Origin of the sequence: Pseudooceanicola algae (genome assembly GCF_003590145.2) — a bacterium.
Lineage (GTDB): Bacteria > Pseudomonadota > Alphaproteobacteria > Rhodobacterales > Rhodobacteraceae > Pseudooceanicola > Pseudooceanicola algae.
The window spans coordinates 49633-65631 of record NZ_CP060436.1 but is presented as its reverse complement, the minus strand read 5'-3'; the positions used below and the strand labels follow the sequence as shown (position 1 = coordinate 65631).

Sequence of the window (15999 nt, the reverse complement as noted above, 5' to 3'; positions counted from 1 at the left end):
ATCCGAAGATCGGCCCGACAAAAACTCAGTTCACCTGGTTGGGAACCGCTTCCCCGGCGAAATGGGCGCGCAGGTTTTCGACCGCCATGGCGCCCATATCCTCGCGGATATCCAGCGCGGCGGTCCCGAGATGCGGCAACAGCACCGCGTTTTCCTGCGCGATCAGCGCCGCGGGGACCTTGGGTTCGAATTCATAGACATCCAGACCAACGCCGCCGATCTGCCCCGATTGCAGCGCCGCGATCAGGGCGGCTTCTTCGACGATATCCCCGCGCGCGATATTGACCAGCACCCCATGGGGCTGCATCGCGCCCAGAACCGCCGCATCGACAAGGTGATGGGTCTCGTCGCTGGCCGGCACCGCGACCACCAGCACATCCGCCCAACCGGCCATATCCGTCAGGCTGTCGAAACGTTGCGCAGGCAGCGCCAGATCCTTGGCCGAGCGGTTGAAATAGCCGACCTCCATGCCGAAACCGAAATGGCAGCGCTGCGCCACGGCCTGCCCGATCCGGCCCATGCCGATCACACCCAGCTTGCGCCCCGAGACGTGGGTGCCCAGCATCTGCGTCGGGTGCCAGCCCTCCCATTTGCCCGACCGCACAAGGCGCTCTGCCTCGCCGGCCCGGCGGCAGGTCATCAGGATCAGCGTCAGGGCGACATCCGCCGTGGCATCGGTCACGGCCCCCGGCGTGTTGGACACGGTCACTCCGTGGGCGCGGCAGGCCTCGGTGTCGATATGGTTGTAGCCGACGCCGAAATTGGCCAGCATCTTGCAGCGCGGGCGACCGAAATCCTGCAGGGCTTCGGCGGTGACCACATCCCCAAGGGTCAGCATCATGCCATCGAAGACAGCCAGACCCGACCGGATCTCGGCCGGGGTCATCGGCTTGATGCTGTTGCGGATCTCGACCTCGAAAAGCGCCTCGGCGGCGCGGATCGTGGCAGGGGGCATCGGGCGGCTGAGCAGGATCCGTTTCAATGCATCCGCTCCCCTGCAGCCACGTCCTGATCCGGTGCGATCAGCACAATCCCGCCGTCCCCATCGGACAGGCCGAGCGTCAGCACCTCGGACATGAAGGGTCCGATCTGGCGGGGCGGGAAATTCACCACCGCCATGACCATCCTGCCAATCAGCGATTCGGGTGTGTAATGCGCCGTGATCTGGGCCGAGGTCTTCTTTTCCCCGATCTCGGGGCCAAAATCGATCCAGAGCTTGATCGCCGGTTTGCGGGCCTCGGGAAAGGGTTCCGCGCGGATCACCCGCCCGGCGCGGATATCGACCCTGAGGAAATCGTCAAAGGCAATCGGCTCAGCCATTCGCCAGCTCCCGCGACCGGTCCGCCGCTGCGGCGACGGCGCGTTTCAGCAAGGCGGGAAACCCGTCGTCTTCGTTCATCAGGACCTCAAGCGCGGCCTGCGTGGTGCCATTGGGGCTGGTGACATTGACCCGCAACTGCGAGGGGTCCTCTGCCGCGCCTTCGGCCAGGGCCCCTGCCCCGGCGACGGTCGCCTGGGCCAGTTGCAGCGCCAGCGCCTCGGGCAGGCCCTGGGCGACACCGGCGGCGGCCAGCGTTTCGATCAGGTGAAAGACATAGGCGGGGCCCGAGCCGGAAACGGCCGTCACCGCATCCATCTGCTCTTCGCCTTCCAGTCGGACCACCTGCCCGACAGCGGACAGCAATTCCTCGGCCTGGTTCAGCCCGGCCTCACCAACGTGGGCATTGCCGATGATGGCGGAAATACCCCGGCCGACGGCGGCAGGCGTGTTGGGCATGGCGCGGATGATCGGGCTGGTCGCGCCAAAGGCCTTTTCGAAGGCGCTGATTGGCGTGCCCGCGGCGATGGAGATGAACAGCGTGTCGCCCCCGCCAAGCGCGCGCAGCGCAGGCAGGGCGGCGCCCATCATCTGCGGTTTCACCGCGACGATGGCGACGGCGGGTGTAATGGTGATCTCTTCGTTCAGATGGACGCCGGTCGCCTTCAGCCAATCTGAGGGATTGGGGTCAAGGACCCAGACCGATCCGGCCGGAAGACCGCCCTTGAGCCAGCCTTCCAGCATCGCGCTGCCCATCTTGCCGCATCCAAGAAGCACGAGCCCCTTCGCGGCCACGTTTTCCAGTGCCATAAGTCCCCCAATGTCATTCGGGGGCCAGTGTTACGCCCGCCCGTAGGCCTCTGCAATGGCGACCTCCAGCGACGACCGCGCCGAGCGTCCACCCCAGACATTCATCTGGAAGGCGGGGTAATAGCGTTCCGAGGATGTCACCGCCGCGGTGATCAGTGTGTCGATCTGTTCCGGGCTGGCCATCTGTTCCCCCGACAGCACAAGGCCGTAGCGGAAGACCATCAGTTTCTGTTCTTCCCAGTAGGTAAAGCTGCCCGCCCAGAGCTGGTCATTGACGAGGTTCAGCAGTTCGTAAAGGCCCGGCAGGGTCTCGGCGGGGGGCTCCATCTCGAAGGTGCAGACCATGCGCAGCGTCTCGTCGTAGCCCGACCAGGCCAGCGTGATGGAATAGGTCCGCCACTGCCCTTCGACCGCCATGGCGATCTGGTCGTCGCCGATCCGGTCGAAATCCCAGTCGTTGAATTCGGCAAGGGTCTCGACGATGTCGATAGGGTGCAGATCTTCGGAAATGAAGGATTCGGACAAGGCCATGGCGCCACCTCTTTTTTGTGTAGCGCGTGGGGCTGGCAGCGCCCCAAGCGCTAGGTGCCTGCTCGAAGGACAGGGCGATTTCCCGTGTCCTATACCAGATATGGTGGTGTGCGGGGGAGGACCTGTAAAGACAATTCTTGGGGATAAATACGATTTCTTGTGGATATAGCTGGGGACACCGCCAGATGTTGCCTGTCCGCAAAGCAGGGGACCCCATGCGCGCGCAGGGGACCCCTGCGAAGCAGCGGAAACCACGTCGCGGGCAGAAAGGCGGGAATCGGGGGGATGGCAGGACCCGACCGGCTGCCCGGTCAGGTCGTCAACGCTTGGCCGGTGGGGTGTCGGCCCTAGCCGGTCACTTTCTTGACGAATTGGGATTTCAGCCCGATCGGACCGACGCCGGGGATCTTGCAGTCAATGTCGTGATCGCCTGGCACAAGCCGGATGCCGCGCACCTTGGTGCCGACCTTGATGACCGAAGAGGTTCCCTTCAGCTTCAGATCCTTGATCAGCGTCACCGTATCGCCATCGGCCAGGATATTGCCCACGCTGTCGCGCACCGCCGTCTCGTCGTCCGGCGCGGCCTCGGCAGACCATTCATGGCCACATTCGGGGCAGATCAGCAACGCATCGACCTGATAGGCATAGATCGAGGCGCATTGGGGGCATGGGGGCAAGCTGTCGTTCATTCCTTTTCCATAGGCAGCCGGGGGCGGTCTGACCAGCGCAAAATCACCCGGCTTCGCAAGCCGTCCGGCGTGGCCCGCATCCCACAAAGGCCTGGTGCCGGGGTCTTTGCGTCTTCTTTGGGCCGCCCCAAGCGGCTAGAGGTAACGCAACGTCTGAACCCCGGAGTAAAAGACAATGGAATCCTTTCCCTTCGGAGCGGTCTTTGCGGTCTGCTACCTGCTGGCGCAGGGGTATTTCCTGATCCGGGCGCTGATCCGGCCGGGGCGCGCGCCTTCGTCCCGCGTGGCCTGGGTACTGGTCATGCTGGCGCTGCCGGCCCTGGGCATGCTGGGCTACCTGCTGTTCGGGGAAACCAATATCGGGCGACGCCGTGCGGCGCGCTATCGCCAGATCCAGTCGGACATGCGCGCCGGGGCGCATCGTCAGGCCAAGGAGGTCGAGGCCGGGACCGAGCTTGCCTCGCCCGACCTGCGTCACCTGTTCCAATATGTCGAAGCGGTCTGCGGCGTGGTGCCCCTGCGCGGCAACAGGGCGCGTCTGCTGGCGGATTCAGAGGCGACCATCGACGCCATGACCGCCGATATCGACGCGGCCGAAGATCACGTGCACCTGCTGTTCTACATCTGGCTCGACGACAACAGCGGCATCCGCATGGCCGAGGCTGCGATCCGCGCCGCCCGGCGCGGCGTCGCCGTCCGGGCCATGGCGGATGATATCGGATCGCGCCGCCTGATCCGCTCGGCCCATTGGAAGCGCATGGCGGATGCCGGGGTACAGCTGACCCGCGCCCTGCCGGTCAGCAATCCTCTGGTGCATCCCGTGCGGGGCCGCATCGACCTGCGCAATCACCGCAAGATCGTGGTGATCGACAATCGCATCACCTATTGCGGCAGCCAGAACTGCGCCGATGCCTCTTTCGCCGTAAAGTCGAAATATGCCCCCTGGGTCGACCTGATGGTGCGCTTCGAAGGCCCGATCGCGGTGCAGAACCAGACGCTGTTCATCTCCGACTGGATGGCGCATCGCAAGGACGACCTGCGTCCGATCCTGACCCAGCCGCGGCCCGATTTCCCCACGGGCGGCATCCTCGCGCAGGTCATCGGCACCGGCCCCACGGTCCACGCCGAGACCATGCCGGAACTTTTCGACCTGCTGATCCATGCGGCGCGCCGCGAACTGGTGCTGACCACGCCCTATTACGTGCCAACCGAGGCCATGCAATCGGCGCTCTGCATCGCGGCGCGGCGCGGGGTGGATTGCACCTTGGTCATGCCCGCGCGCAACGACAGCTGGATCGTCGCCGCCGCCAGCCGCAGCTATTACTACGAGTTGCTGAAGGCCGGCGTTAAGATCTGTGAATACCCGCTGGGCCTGCTGCACGCCAAAAGCCTGACCTTCGACGGGCGCGCCGCCCTGATCGGCTCGGCCAACCTAGACCGGCGCAGTTTCGAGCTGAACTACGAGAACAACATCCTGCTCGAAGATGCCGAGCTGACCGGCGAACTGCGCGCCCGGCAGCAAAGCTATATCGACGCCTCCCATGTCATGACGATCGAGGAGGTCACGCATTGGGGCTTCTGGTGGCGCTTGTGGCACAACACGGTGGCGATGTTCGGCCCGGTTTTCTGAACAGCGGTATTCTGAACATCCGCCTTTGGGGCCTCGGCCTTCGGCAGGCCCGATCCTGACCACACGCGGCGCAAGGGCCCCCCGCGCCGCCAAATCTCAGCTGAAACAGACCCTCAGCTGAAGTCCATCGGCAGGGTGAAGGTATAACTTGCCTGGCTCAGCCCGGCGGGCGCCGAGGGCATGCGCCCGGCCCGCTGGATCGCCTTCATCGCTTCCTGATCAAAGACGGCCTCCCCGGACGAACGCACGACACGGGCACCCATCACGTTGCCGTCCCGCGACACGGTGATGCGCACGACCACCCGGCCCTGCTTGCCCCGCATCCCACCCGGAAAGCGTTTGCGCCGTTCGATCCGGTTGCGGATCTGCCCGCCCCAGACGGCTTCCAGCCGGGCGGCATCCTTGCCCGCACCGGCCCGGACCTGACCGTTGTTCTGCCCCGCCTGCTGCGATCCGCCAGAGCCTGCGGCCTGTTGCGTCGCCCCACCGCTGCCACCGGCACGGGCGGCCTGCTGGCGCGGACCGTCTTCGGCCTTTTCCGGGCGGGGCTCCTCGCGGGCGACGACCCTGGGCGTGAAATCACGCGGCCGCGCCTGTGGACGGCGCGAGGTATCGGGCACCATCTCCGACGGCGCTTCTTCGGCCACCTGGGGTTCGGGTTCAGGGGTCACTTCGGGTTCCGGCTCTGGAAGCGGCTCGGCGACTTCCTCTGGCTCTGGCTCTGGCTCGGGATCAGGCTCGACCTCGGGTTCAGGCTCCGGGGGCGGGGGCACATCGGTTTCAACCTTTGGCAGGGCAGCCGTTTCGGGCATCGCGTCCGGCAGGGTCACCATCGGGAAGGCCGGGCGCGGGGCGACCGGCGTGACCGGGCGGGTCGGGGTCGGCGGGGTCAGCGCGGCCTCCTGCACCATTTCCTCGACCACGGGTTCGCTCACCATCTCGGGCGGGGTTTCCCAGCGTTCCACCATGTCCACCGTGCCCGGAGGCGCGCCTTGCAGCGTCACCAGCGCAGCCCCGCCCTGCCCGCCTGCATCCGCGCCGTCCTTCGACGGAATGCGGATCGCGAAAGCCACGTGAAGGCCGATGGCGAGGGCCAGAAAGGCCGCGATTTCAGCAAGTCGTTTCATTGCGGCGCCACCACCAGCGCGACGTTCTGCATCCCCGCCGCTGTCAGATCGCCCAGCAGACGGGCCACGACGGCGGCTTCGGTCTTGCCATCCGCTCGGATTTGGGGCGCGCCTTCGCGCCCGTCGTTGTCCGCGACATAGGCCGCGACCGCCTCGGCGCCGCGCAGGTCGCGAAAGCCCGCTTCGCCTTCGGCCGAGACGAACAGCACCGCCGTCTCATCGGCTTCGGCGCCTTCGGCGGCCTTGGGGGGGGCCACCTCGAAGGGTTCAGGCGGGGTCAGGCGCGAAGTCATCAGGAAGAAGATCAGCAGCAGGAACACCACGTTGATCATCGGGACGATGGATTCGCCCTGCGGTCGGCGTGCGGGGGATGAAAAATCGGTTGCCATGGTCACTCCACCAGCACGAGATTGGCATAGCCCGCCGTGCGCAGGGCAGCGGCCACATCGACGACGCGCTGCAGTTCGGCGCCCTCGGCACCGCGCAGGATGATCGTGTCGGTCGGCGCGGAAGTCAGCCCGCCGATCTCCGTCGCCAGCGCGCCCGGAGCGATATCGCGGCCGTTCACGCGCAGTCCCTCGGGCAAGATGTCGACCAGTCGTGGCGGCCCTTCATAGCCCTGCCCCGCAGAGGCCAGCGGCAGCGGCAACACCTGGTCCACGCCGAACCGCGAGGCCAGCATGAAGAAGACCAGCAGCAGGAACACCACGTCGATCATCGGCGTGAGGCTCGGCTTGCGGCGCGGCCTTGGGGTGGTGGCAAGAAAGCTCATCTATCCGGTACCTGCCCCCGCCTATTGCGCGGCCAGTTTCGACAGGGTGTCGCCCGCCCCCATGCCTTCGCCCGGCAGGTCGGCGATGAAGATCCGCGCCGCCAGGTCCTCGAGATCCTGGCGCAGGCGTTCGACCACGGCTTCGAACCAGGTCAGTGCCGCCGAGGCCGGGATCGCCACCGCCATGCCGGCGGCGGTGGTCAGCAGGGCCTCCCAGATCCCGCCGGCAAGCAGCGAGGGATCGGCGTTGGAGCCTGCGGCCTGAAGGGCCTGGAAGGCCGAGATCATGCCCATGACCGTGCCCAGAAGACCCAGCAGTGGCGCGATGGTCGAGATCAGTTCCAGCGCCCGCAGGGCCGACCCCTGGGCGCCAAGCAGCCGCTTGGCCACCCGCGCGGTTTCCTCGCGCGCGGCGTCCTCTTCAAGAGTCAGGCGGGCGCGCATCGCGGCATGGACCATGCGGGAACGCACCCCCTTGCGGTCGCGGACGGTGGCGATGGCCACGGCGGCTTCGCCCTGTTCCCAGGCGGCGACGGCGCGGCGCGAGGTGCGGCGCGACCAGGCCCCTTCCAGCACCAGGCGCCAGACTTTCCACAGGATCAACGCCACGGTCACCACCGACAGGGCCGCGATGGCCCAGATCGCCGGGCCGCCGTTGATCAGGAACTCCATACCCCGATCGGAGGCATCCGAAACCATTCCGGTCAGGGTTTGCGGCGCTTCCGGTACGGATGGTTGCGCCTCGGTCGGGGGAGTGGCGTCCTCTGCGGCAACAGGTGCGGCGCCATCAGCCGGAGCGGTCTCGGGATCAATTTCCGCCGATGTCGCATTTTCTGCGACGGAACCCGGCGCGGCCTGCGTATCAGTACCGCTTGCCGGGGCCGAAGGCTCTGCCGGAAGGTCGCTGGCAGCCGGCGCAGCGGGGGCGGCATCATCGGTCGTCCGAGGCGCTGCGGGTGTCCCGCCGCTGGCCGAGGGCGCCGAGGGCTGTTCGATGCTGTCGCCGATAACGGGGGCGCTTTCGACTGTGACGGCACCGGAGCCATCGGTCGGCGCGGTCGCGTTCTGCGCGAAAGCCGGGACCGCCAGACATGCCGTCAGGGCGGCGAATGTCAGGAAACCCATCGCGGTGCTGCTGTGCCGGCCTGCCATGTCGAACTCCTTTGTCAGATCCCATGGCCGCCGGTCGCGACGAAACTCACAGGTGTGGGCCGGAAGGCGATGCCACCGGCCGAAAATGTCACACGGGTGAAAGGGCGCCGGACGTCTCGACCCGGCCTGTCCGGGAGCGCAAGGGAACCACTTTCGCGACGAGGCTGGCTTTGCGTCCGGGAAAACCGAGGGAGGTACGCAGGTACGCGGCGGCTGGCGTCCCGCAGGGGGTAGGATAACCAACTGTTCTAGTCAACATTAATCGCCGCGCTCCGCTGCGAGGGCGGGATTGCGGATCAGATCAGAACATAGGGCCGGTTGTCGATGTGCGATATCCGGGCATCGGAGCTGAACACCTCGCGCAGGAAGGGTTCTGTCACAACCTCTCCGGGCGCGCCCTGGGCGGCGATTCGCCCGTCCTTCATCGCCACGATACGATCGGCAAAGGCCGTGGCGTAGTTGATGTCATGCAGCACGATCACGATGGTCTTGCCATCTTCGTCGGCCATGCGGCGCAGCAGCTTCATCAGCCCGCGCGCGCCGGCAAGGTCGAGGTTGTTCAATGGCTCGTCCAGCAGCAGGTAGTCGGTATCCTGCGCAAAGGCCATGGCGACAAAGGCCCGCTGGCGTTGCCCGCCCGAGATCTCGTCGAGGAAGCGATCCGCCATCGGCGTCAGGCCAAAGCGATCCAGAGCGGTCGCAATGACCTGCTGATCCTTCGCCGTCGGATGGCCATGGTGCCAGGGGTAGCGCCCGAAACCGACCAGCTCGCGGATGCGCAGGCGGGCCGAGACGTGGTTGCTTTGCGCCATGATCGCCAGCAGCCGGGCCAGATCGCGGTCGGCGGCCTTGCCGATGCCAAGGTCATCTACATGGATCGTGCCGCGCTGGATCTTCTGCAAGCGCGCGACCAGCGACAGAAGCGTGGATTTCCCCGCCCCGTTCGGCCCCACCAGCGCGGTGATGCCCCCCCTTGGCAGATCAAGGTCGATGCCGGTCAGGATCTCGGCACGGCCGATGTGGTGATGCAGGTCGCGGATACGGATCATGCGCGTTTCCTTTTCAGCAGAAGCGCCAGGAACAGAAGACCGCCGACCAGTTCGATCACCACCGACAGCGGCGTGCTGAGGGCAAGCAGCCGTTCCATGATGGTCTGCCCGCCGACCAGGATGATGCAGCCCATCAGCGCGGCGGACGGGATCAGAACGGCGTGCCGCTCGGTCGGGGTAATGACATGGGCCAGCGCGGTGACGATCAGCCCGAAGAAGCTGGCCGGCCCGCCGCCCATGCCCGACATCGGCCCGACCAGCGCCGTGGCGGCGGCGACAAGGATGCAGATCAGGATCAGCGCCACGGCCTGCCCCTGTTTCGGGCGCGCGCCAAGGCCGGTGGCCGGGACCTGGCCCAGCCCAAGCACGTCGAGGCGGGCGCGCATCCGCCAGGCCAGCCAGACCGTCGGCAGGGACACCAGCGCGGCAAAGGCCAGCAACGCCGGTTCAACCGATGTGAAGCGCGCGAAGGAGATGCTTTGCACCATCTGGAATTCCGCCGGGTCGATCATCCGCTGAATGAACTCGGTGACCGAGCGCAGCAACACGCCGAAAATGATCCCGGTCAGCACCAGCCGCATCATGTCGCCCCGCGCGCCCTTTTGCAGCAGGGTGAAAAGGCCCAGTCCCAGCAGGGTCATCAGGCTGACGTTGATGGCAAAGATCAGCGCCGTGGGCAGACCGGCATAGCCCGAGGACCCAAGCAGCTGCACCATGATCGTCAGCACCAGCATGTAAAGCGCATCGAACCCCATGACCGACGGCGTCAGGATACGGTTCGCGGTGATCGTCTGAAACAGCACCGTGGCCACCGACAGGCACAGCCCCACCAGCAACATCGCCGCCAGCTTGGTCGCGCGGAACGGCAGCAGGAATTCCCAGGCCGGCCCTGCCCCGGCCAGCACATAGACCAGCGACAGCGCGACCAGCAGCCCCGTCAGGATCCACAACCGCCTAGTCATGGCGGGGCTCGCTGTACAGCAGCACCAGAAAGACCCCGGCCCCGGCCACGCCGACCAGCGAGGCCACCGGGATCTCGAATGGCGCGCGCATCACCCGGCCCAGCATGTCGCCCGCCAGCACCAGCACCGCCCCCGACCAGGCCGCCACCGGCAGCGCCTGGCGCAGGTTGTCGCCCATGCGCCGGGCCACGATATTGGGCACCACCAGCCCGACAAAGGGGATCGCGCCAAGGGTCACGACCACCATGGCCGTGGTCAGCGACACCGCCACCAGCCCCGCCGCCGTCACCGCGCCGACATTCAGCCCCAGACCGCGGGCGGCGTTTTCACCAAGGCTCAGCACCGTGATCCGGTCGGCAATGAACCAGGTCAGCGCCGCCGCGCCCGCCCCGACCCAAAGCAGCTCGTAGCGGCCCTGAAGCACGCCCGACAGCTCTCCGGTCATCCAGGCGCCGAGGAATTGCATCATGTCGCCCTGGTAGGCGAAGAAGGTGGTGAAGGCCCCGATGACGCCGCCGTAGACCAACGCAACAAGCGGCACCAGCAGCGGCTGGGTCAGCGGCAGGGACCGGATCAGCACCAGCAGCCCGGCGCTGCCGATCAGCGTGGTGCAGGCGGCAATGCCCATCTTGGCCCAGATCGCCGTGGCCGGAAAGAACAGCGCCGCGATCAGGATGCCGAGCGCCGCGCTTTGCCCCGCCCCCGCCGTCATCGGCTCGACAAAGCGGTTGCGGGCAAGGATCTGCATGATCTGCCCCGACACGGCCAGCGCGCCGCCCGCAAGGATCGCGGCAAGGGTGCGCGGCAGCCGGCTGACCAGCAGCAGTTGTTGCCCCTGCGGATCGGTCAGCAGATCGTGCAGGGTCACCGGCACCGCGCCGATGAACAGCGACAGGAGCGCCAGCACCAACAGCAGCGTCAGCGCCCCCGCCCAGCGTAGCTTCGACATCCGGCGACCCAGCAGCGCCATGCGGTCAGGCGCCGCCCCCGGTCAGGGCCTCGGTGATCTGGTTCAGCGTGAAGATCAAGGATTGCACGCCCCCGGCCGACACATAGGCTTCGGGTGCCGAAAGATAGATCACCCGGCCTTCTTCCCAGGCCGTGGTGCCATGGACCAGCGCGTTGTCCAGCGTGGCCTGCGCATTCTGCGCGCCTTCCCCCACGGCCGTGCCCCGGTCGATCACCAGGATCGTCTCGGGATTGGCCTGGGCGACATATTCGAACGAGACCGGTTCGCCGTGGTTCGATGTCTCGATCCCGTCGACGGCTTCGGGCCAGTCGAGGCGGCGGTGCAGCCAGCCGAACCGGCTGTCCTTGCCGAAGGTCGAGATCTTGGGACCATTGCTGAGCAGGATCATCGCCTTGCCGCCATGGGCCGCGACGGCGGCACGGGTCTCGGCAAGGGTTGCGTCCAGCTGGGCCCGAAGCGCTGCCGCCTCGTCCTGCTTGTTGAAGATCCCACCATATGCGGCAAGGCGGGCCACCCCGTCGCCGTAGGCGTCATTGCCGATCGACATGTCTGCCACCGGGGCCAGCCGCGACAGGGCATCGGACTGGGCGGCGGCGCGGGTGCCGACGACGATCAGGTCCGGGCGCAGGATGGCGAGTTTTTCGAAATCGACCTCGAACAGGGTGCCGACGGCTTGGGACCCGGCCACCTGTGGTTCCAGGAAATCGGTATAAAGCGGCGTGACGATGCCGGCGGGCACTTCGCCCAGGGCGGCCAGCGTATCGATGGCAGCGATGTCGAGGGCGACCACGGTCTTTGGTGTTGCGGGCAGCTCCATCGTGCCGGTGGCCGTTTCAAAGGTAATCGGCTCGGCCATGGCGGCGACGGGCGCCAGCCCCAGCGTTGCGGCGATGGCCAGCAGGGCAGAGGGACGGGCGATCAGGCGGACGGCGCGGGACGGGATCTGGAACATGGCAACTCCGGGTGGGCTGGCTTCGGGCGGTTCAACCGGCCTGACGCGCAGGCCGCCCCCGGCGGGCAAGCTGTGTTGGCCTCGGGGCTAACCCGTTGCCAAGAAGGGGTCAAGCTCATACCCTAGTAAAAGAATCGGAGAAAGGACAGGCGTCATGCTCACCGCCAGCGCGTATCTGGAAACGGCCAATGGGTCGAAATACCTTCAGCAGCTTTGCAAGCACTTCGCACATAAGGTGCCCGTGGAATACGACGCCACTTCGGCCAAGGCGGCAATGCCTGCCGGTCCGGCGACGATGCAGGCGGATGAAAACGGTCTGCACATGGTCGTGACTGCCGAAGACGACGCGACGATGAAACGCGCCAAGTTCGTCTTCGAAGACCACCTGAAGAAATTTGCCTTCCGTGAACCTTTCGACAGCCTCGACTGGACGGACGGCACCGCCGGCGAAGCCGCAGCCTGAGTCCCCCCAACCTGACACCATTCCGCCGCGCCTCCGCTGGCGCGGCCCTTTCGGGCAGAAGCACCGATCGCGTCAGTCGCGCCCGACGATATGGTCCTGATAGACGCCGGCGAGGCAGTTCAGCAGCGCGCTGGTATTGCTGACCCCGAATTTCTTCAACAGCTTGGCCCGATAGACCTCGACCGTGCGGTGCGAGATATCCAGCGCGATGGCGATTTCCTTGCTGGTGTCGCCCTCCGCCAGCAGCGACACGATTTCGCGTTCGCGCCGGGTCAACGGAATATAGGGCCGGATGCGGCTGAGGTCGGCAAAGCTCCAGACCGCGCGGGCCAGCGGGTCCTCGGGGGTAAAGCTGTGGCCGCGCACCCGGCACCAGAACAGCGTGCCATCGCGCCGCGCCATGATCCGTTCATCCCAGTAGGAATTGGTTTCGCGAAGCTGGTCGACACCCCGGTCGCGGATATTGGCAAACTCGGATTCCGACGGATAGAGCCGTGCGAACAGCTGATCGCGCAGGCCGTCGCGGCCATAGCCGAACATCTGCGCAAAGGCGAAGTTGCAATCACGGATCACCCGGTTCTCGGTCACCACAAGGCCGATGGGCGCGTGCAGATAGGCCAGTTCCGCCAGGTCTTCGCTGTCAAAAGGGGTTTCGCTGTCCATGGGCGCCCCCGGATCGGGCCTACGTATTTTCACGATATTGCCTGACACCAGAATGCAGGGATGCTTGGGGGCACAAGGTAGACGACAGGCGGGCCAACGGCAACGGCGCGTCCTGCGGCCTTCAAGGGAGGAATATCATGAGACAATTCGCACGCGTCTTCGGCGTCGCGCTGGCGGCGTTCAGCCTGACCAGCGCGGCCGGGGCCCAGATCAAGGACGGCGATCCGATTCGCATCGCACTGATCCACGGGCTTTCCGGTTCCAGCTTCGAAGCCTTTTCCAAGCAAAGCCAGACCGGCTTCGAGATGGGGCTGGAATATGCCACCGGCGGCACCAACATGATCAACGGTCACCCGATCGAGATCATCGAGAAGGACACGCAGTTCAAACCCGACATCGCCCGCGCGGTGCTGGAAGAAGCCTATGGCGACGACGATGTGCTGCTGGCCGTCGGCGCGACCTCTTCCGGGGTGACCAAGGGGATGTTGCCGATCGCGGCGGATTACGAAAAGCTGTTGATCGTCGAACCGGCGGTCGCGGACAGCCTGACCGGGCCGGATGGCAACCGCTATGTCTTCAAGACCTCGCGCAATTCCTCGATGGACATGCAGGCGCAGGCCATCGCGCTGAACCCCGACGAGACGCTGCATGTGGCCACACTGGCCGAAGACTATGCCTTTGGCCGCGACGGGATCGAGGCGTTCAAATCCGCGCTGGACGGCACCGGCGCCACCGTGGTGGCCGAGGAATACGTGCCCCAGGGCACCGCCGATTTCACCGCCGCGACGGAACGCATGTTCAACGCGCTGAAGGATCTCGACGGGCGCAAGGTGATCCTGGTCTACATCGCCGGGGGCGGTGACGCGCCGGGCAAGATCCAGGCGATGGACCCGGGCCGCCACGGGATCGAGATTTCGATGGGCGGGCATATCCTGCCGGTGCTGCCGACCTACAAGCGGTTCCCCGGCATGGAAGGCGCGGTCTATTACTACTACGAATCCTATGACAACCCGATCAACAACTGGCTGGTCGAACAGCATATGGCGCGCTTCGAAACCCCGCCCGATTTCTTCACCGCCGGGGGCATGGCCGCCGCACTGGCCGTCGCCAAGGCGATCGAAACCTCGCCCAGCCTCGACACCGAGGACCTGATCGCCACCATGGAAGGCATGTCCTGGGACACCCCCAAGGGGCAGATGACCTTCCGCCCCGAAGACCACCAGGCGCTGCAAAGCATGGTGCACTTCAAGATCCGCGTCGACGATGATGTCGACTGGGCGATCCCCGAGCTGGTCCGCATCATCGAACCCGGGGAAATGGACATCCCACTGGGCCGCTGAGCCCGCGCGTTTGCCCGATCAACCGGTCCCGGCCCGCCCCTGCGGCGCCGGGGCCGCCTCTCCCCTGACAGCGGACCCCGGAATGACCCTTTCCACGATCCCCCCTTCCCTCAGCACGCAGGATCTGACGATCCGCTTTGGCGGCCATGTCGCGGTCGACGCCGTCACCTGCGATTTCCATGCCGGAGAGCTGACGGTGATCGTCGGCCCCAATGGCGCCGGCAAGACGACCTATTTCAACCTGATCTCCGGCCAGTTGCCCGCCACCTCGGGCAAGGTGCTGAAAGGCGGTCAGGACCTGACACGCATGGCACCCTCGGCCCGGGCGCATCATGGGATCGGCCGCGCCTTTCAGCTGACCAACCTGTTTCCCGCCCTCACGGTGCTGGAAAACATCCGCCTTGCGGTACAGGCCCGGGCGCACATGGGTTGGCGGATCTTCCGCCCGGTGCACCACTACCGCGCCCTGACCGAAAAGGCCGAACATTACCTCGAAGCCGCCAAGCTGGGGGCGAGGGCCCATGACCTGGCGGCCAACCTGCCCCATGGCGACCAGCGCAAGCTCGAGGTCGCCCTGCTGATGGCGATGGAGCCCGATATCTACATGTTCGACGAACCCACCGCCGGGATGAGCCTTGATCACGCGCCCGGCGTCCTTGACCTGATCGCCGGGATCAAGGCCGACCCGAGCAAGACCGTGCTGCTGGTCGAACACAAGATGAGCGTCGTGCGCAGCCTCGCGGACCGGATCATCGTGTTGCACAACGGCGCGCTGGTGGCCGATGGCGACCCCGATACGGTCATGTCCAGCGACGTGGTGCGCGAAGTCTACCTTGGCTCCGCAACCGAGGAGGTCGCATGAGCCTGCTGTCCCTCACAGGAATGAAGACCGACATCGGCCAGTACCATGTGCTGCACGACGTGACCTTCGATGTGCCCGAAGGCGGCGTCTTTGTCCTGCTGGGGCGCAACGGGGCGGGCAAGACCACCACCCTGCGGTCGATCATGGGGCTGTGGTCCCCGACGCCCGGCTCGGTCCGGTTTCGCGGACAGGACATCACCGGGTTGCACACTGCCGACATCGCCCGCCTCGGCATCGCCTATGTCCCCGAGAACATGGGCATCTTCGGTGGTCTGACGGTCGAGGAGAACATGGTGCTCGCCACCCGCGACGGCCGCTTCGACAAGGGGCGGCTGGATTTCGTCTATGGGATCTTTCCGGCACTCGAACGGTTCTGGGACAAGCCCGCGGGCAGCCTGTCGGGAGGACAGAAACAAATGCTGTCCGTTGCCCGCGCCATCATCGAGAAACGCGACCTGATCCTGATCGACGAGCCGACAAAGGGGCTGGCCCCCGCCATCGTCGATGCCATGGCCGGCGCCTTTGCCGAGATCAGCGCCGAGACGACCATCCTGCTGGTCGAGCAGAATTTTCACTTTGCCCGCCGGTTGGGCCGCGACATGGCCGTGATCGACGACGGGCGCATCGTCCATCGCGGTACCATGGCGGATTTCGCCGCCGACCAGACGCTTCAGGACCAGCTGCTGAGCCTGTCCGCATGAGGGGAACA

Annotated in this window: 19 protein-coding genes; 5 read left to right on the top strand and 14 right to left on the bottom strand. The window is 66.1% G+C overall.

Annotated features, from left to right (window positions below):
• Positions 1-25 precede the first annotated feature (25 nt).
• From PSAL_RS00280 to PSAL_RS00260, 5 genes are all read right to left on the bottom strand, one after another.
• Positions 26-982: a 2-hydroxyacid dehydrogenase gene (locus PSAL_RS00280; protein ID WP_119839167.1), complete on the bottom strand. Its 957-nt coding sequence runs from the start codon at positions 980-982 to the stop codon at positions 26-28.
• Positions 979-1320: a tRNA-binding protein gene (locus PSAL_RS00275; RefSeq protein WP_119839168.1), complete on the bottom strand. Its 342-nt coding sequence runs from the start codon at positions 1318-1320 to the stop codon at positions 979-981. The genes PSAL_RS00280 and PSAL_RS00275 overlap by 4 nt, the downstream gene beginning before the upstream one ends.
• On the bottom strand, positions 1313-2128 hold the full coding sequence (proC, locus tag PSAL_RS00270; protein ID WP_119839169.1) for a pyrroline-5-carboxylate reductase: 816 nt from the start codon (positions 2126-2128) through the stop codon (positions 1313-1315). The genes PSAL_RS00275 and proC overlap by 8 nt, the downstream gene beginning before the upstream one ends.
• Positions 2129-2158: 30 nt before the next feature.
• Positions 2159-2659, bottom strand: a complete 501-nt coding sequence (locus PSAL_RS00265; RefSeq protein WP_119839170.1) for a type III secretion system chaperone family protein — start codon at positions 2657-2659, stop codon at positions 2159-2161.
• A gap of 347 nt (positions 2660-3006) precedes the next feature.
• A complete protein-coding gene (locus PSAL_RS00260) occupies positions 3007-3348 on the bottom strand; it encodes a zinc ribbon domain-containing protein YjdM (protein WP_119839171.1) in 342 nt (113 codons plus the stop codon).
• Between the two features lie 175 nt (positions 3349-3523).
• Between PSAL_RS00260 and cls the strand changes: the two genes are divergently transcribed.
• A complete protein-coding gene (cls, locus tag PSAL_RS00255; RefSeq protein WP_119839172.1) occupies positions 3524-4978 on the top strand; it encodes a cardiolipin synthase in 1455 nt (484 codons plus the stop codon).
• 113 nt (positions 4979-5091) lie between these two features.
• Here cls and PSAL_RS00250 read toward each other — a convergent pair whose 3' ends face one another.
• The 8 genes from PSAL_RS00250 to PSAL_RS00215 all read right to left on the bottom strand — a co-directional run bounded on the left by PSAL_RS00250 (position 5092) and on the right by PSAL_RS00215 (position 11962).
• The gene (locus tag PSAL_RS00250; protein WP_119839173.1) at positions 5092-6105 is read right to left on the bottom strand and encodes an energy transducer TonB family protein; all 1014 of its coding nucleotides are present in this window, start codon (positions 6103-6105) and stop codon (positions 5092-5094) included.
• Positions 6102-6494 (bottom strand): ExbD/TolR family protein, encoded by a 393-nt coding sequence (locus tag PSAL_RS00245; RefSeq protein WP_119839174.1) that lies wholly within the window; start codon positions 6492-6494, stop codon positions 6102-6104. Before PSAL_RS00245 ends, PSAL_RS00250 begins: the two co-directional genes overlap by 4 nt.
• A gap of 2 nt (positions 6495-6496) precedes the next feature.
• Complete coding sequence (locus PSAL_RS00240) at positions 6497-6877, bottom strand: ExbD/TolR family protein (protein ID WP_119839175.1); 381 nt, start codon at positions 6875-6877, stop codon at positions 6497-6499.
• A 21-nt stretch (positions 6878-6898) separates the two neighbouring features.
• Positions 6899-8029 carry a MotA/TolQ/ExbB proton channel family protein gene (locus PSAL_RS00235; protein WP_231388561.1) on the bottom strand — a complete coding sequence of 377 codons (1131 nt, stop codon included), beginning with the start codon at positions 8027-8029 and terminating at the stop codon, positions 6899-6901.
• A gap of 296 nt (positions 8030-8325) precedes the next feature.
• Positions 8326-9078, bottom strand: a complete 753-nt coding sequence (locus tag PSAL_RS00230; RefSeq protein ID WP_119839176.1) for an iron ABC transporter ATP-binding protein — start codon at positions 9076-9078, stop codon at positions 8326-8328.
• Positions 9075-10040 (bottom strand): iron chelate uptake ABC transporter family permease subunit, encoded by a 966-nt coding sequence (locus PSAL_RS00225; RefSeq protein ID WP_119839177.1) that lies wholly within the window; start codon positions 10038-10040, stop codon positions 9075-9077. Before PSAL_RS00225 ends, PSAL_RS00230 begins: the two co-directional genes overlap by 4 nt.
• The gene (locus tag PSAL_RS00220; RefSeq protein WP_231388560.1) at positions 10033-11010 is read right to left on the bottom strand and encodes an ABC transporter permease; all 978 of its coding nucleotides are present in this window, start codon (positions 11008-11010) and stop codon (positions 10033-10035) included. The genes PSAL_RS00225 and PSAL_RS00220 overlap by 8 nt, the downstream gene beginning before the upstream one ends.
• A 4-nt stretch (positions 11011-11014) precedes the next feature.
• Positions 11015-11962, bottom strand: a complete 948-nt coding sequence (locus tag PSAL_RS00215; protein WP_119839178.1) for a siderophore ABC transporter substrate-binding protein — start codon at positions 11960-11962, stop codon at positions 11015-11017.
• Positions 11963-12116: 154 nt separating this feature from the next.
• On the opposite strand from PSAL_RS00215, the gene PSAL_RS00210 reads away from it, so the two are divergent.
• Positions 12117-12425, top strand: a complete 309-nt coding sequence (locus PSAL_RS00210; RefSeq protein WP_119839179.1) for a DUF2218 domain-containing protein — start codon at positions 12117-12119, stop codon at positions 12423-12425.
• Positions 12426-12497: 72 nt separating this feature from the next.
• Here PSAL_RS00210 and PSAL_RS00205 read toward each other — a convergent pair whose 3' ends face one another.
• The gene (locus tag PSAL_RS00205; RefSeq protein WP_119839180.1) at positions 12498-13088 is read right to left on the bottom strand and encodes a helix-turn-helix transcriptional regulator; all 591 of its coding nucleotides are present in this window, start codon (positions 13086-13088) and stop codon (positions 12498-12500) included.
• Positions 13089-13225: 137 nt separating this feature from the next.
• Between PSAL_RS00205 and PSAL_RS00200 the strand changes: the two genes are divergently transcribed.
• From PSAL_RS00200 to PSAL_RS00190, 3 genes are all read left to right on the top strand, one after another.
• On the top strand, positions 13226-14428 hold the full coding sequence (locus PSAL_RS00200) for a substrate-binding domain-containing protein (RefSeq protein ID WP_119839181.1): 1203 nt from the start codon (positions 13226-13228) through the stop codon (positions 14426-14428).
• Positions 14429-14510: 82 nt separating this feature from the next.
• Positions 14511-15290 carry an ABC transporter ATP-binding protein gene (locus PSAL_RS00195; protein ID WP_119839182.1) on the top strand — a complete coding sequence of 260 codons (780 nt, stop codon included), beginning with the start codon at positions 14511-14513 and terminating at the stop codon, positions 15288-15290.
• Positions 15287-15991: an ABC transporter ATP-binding protein gene (locus tag PSAL_RS00190; RefSeq protein ID WP_119839183.1), complete on the top strand. Its 705-nt coding sequence runs from the start codon at positions 15287-15289 to the stop codon at positions 15989-15991. The genes PSAL_RS00195 and PSAL_RS00190 overlap by 4 nt, the downstream gene beginning before the upstream one ends.
• The last annotated feature ends 8 nt before the right edge of the window (positions 15992-15999 follow it).

Bases quoted from the DNA above. Each gene is read 5' to 3' on its own strand.
- PSAL_RS00275 (WP_119839168.1), bottom strand. From the start codon at position 1,320: ATGGCTGAGCCGATTGCCTTTGACGATTTCCTCAGGGTCGATATCCGC.
- PSAL_RS00190 (WP_119839183.1), top strand. From the start codon at position 15,287: ATGAGCCTGCTGTCCCTCACAGGAATGAAGACCGACATCGGCCAGTAC.
- PSAL_RS00220 (WP_231388560.1), bottom strand. From the start codon at position 11,010: ATGGCGCTGCTGGGTCGCCGGATGTCGAAGCTACGCTGGGCGGGGGCG.
- PSAL_RS00245 (WP_119839174.1), bottom strand. From the start codon at position 6,494: ATGGCAACCGATTTTTCATCCCCCGCACGCCGACCGCAGGGCGAATCC.
- PSAL_RS00240 (WP_119839175.1), bottom strand. From the start codon at position 6,877: ATGAGCTTTCTTGCCACCACCCCAAGGCCGCGCCGCAAGCCGAGCCTC.
- PSAL_RS00235 (WP_231388561.1), bottom strand. From the start codon at position 8,029: ATGGCAGGCCGGCACAGCAGCACCGCGATGGGTTTCCTGACATTCGCC.
- PSAL_RS00195 (WP_119839182.1), top strand. From the start codon at position 14,511: ATGACCCTTTCCACGATCCCCCCTTCCCTCAGCACGCAGGATCTGACG.
- PSAL_RS00205 (WP_119839180.1), bottom strand. From the start codon at position 13,088: ATGGACAGCGAAACCCCTTTTGACAGCGAAGACCTGGCGGAACTGGCC.
- PSAL_RS00200 (WP_119839181.1), top strand. From the start codon at position 13,226: ATGAGACAATTCGCACGCGTCTTCGGCGTCGCGCTGGCGGCGTTCAGC.
- PSAL_RS00265 (WP_119839170.1), bottom strand. From the start codon at position 2,659: ATGGCCTTGTCCGAATCCTTCATTTCCGAAGATCTGCACCCTATCGAC.
- PSAL_RS00230 (WP_119839176.1), bottom strand. From the start codon at position 9,078: ATGATCCGTATCCGCGACCTGCATCACCACATCGGCCGTGCCGAGATC.
- proC (WP_119839169.1), bottom strand. From the start codon at position 2,128: ATGGCACTGGAAAACGTGGCCGCGAAGGGGCTCGTGCTTCTTGGATGC.
- PSAL_RS00215 (WP_119839178.1), bottom strand. From the start codon at position 11,962: ATGTTCCAGATCCCGTCCCGCGCCGTCCGCCTGATCGCCCGTCCCTCT.
- PSAL_RS00225 (WP_119839177.1), bottom strand. From the start codon at position 10,040: ATGACTAGGCGGTTGTGGATCCTGACGGGGCTGCTGGTCGCGCTGTCG.
- PSAL_RS00260 (WP_119839171.1), bottom strand. From the start codon at position 3,348: ATGAACGACAGCTTGCCCCCATGCCCCCAATGCGCCTCGATCTATGCC.
- cls (WP_119839172.1), top strand. From the start codon at position 3,524: ATGGAATCCTTTCCCTTCGGAGCGGTCTTTGCGGTCTGCTACCTGCTG.
- PSAL_RS00210 (WP_119839179.1), top strand. From the start codon at position 12,117: ATGCTCACCGCCAGCGCGTATCTGGAAACGGCCAATGGGTCGAAATAC.
- PSAL_RS00250 (WP_119839173.1), bottom strand. From the start codon at position 6,105: ATGAAACGACTTGCTGAAATCGCGGCCTTTCTGGCCCTCGCCATCGGC.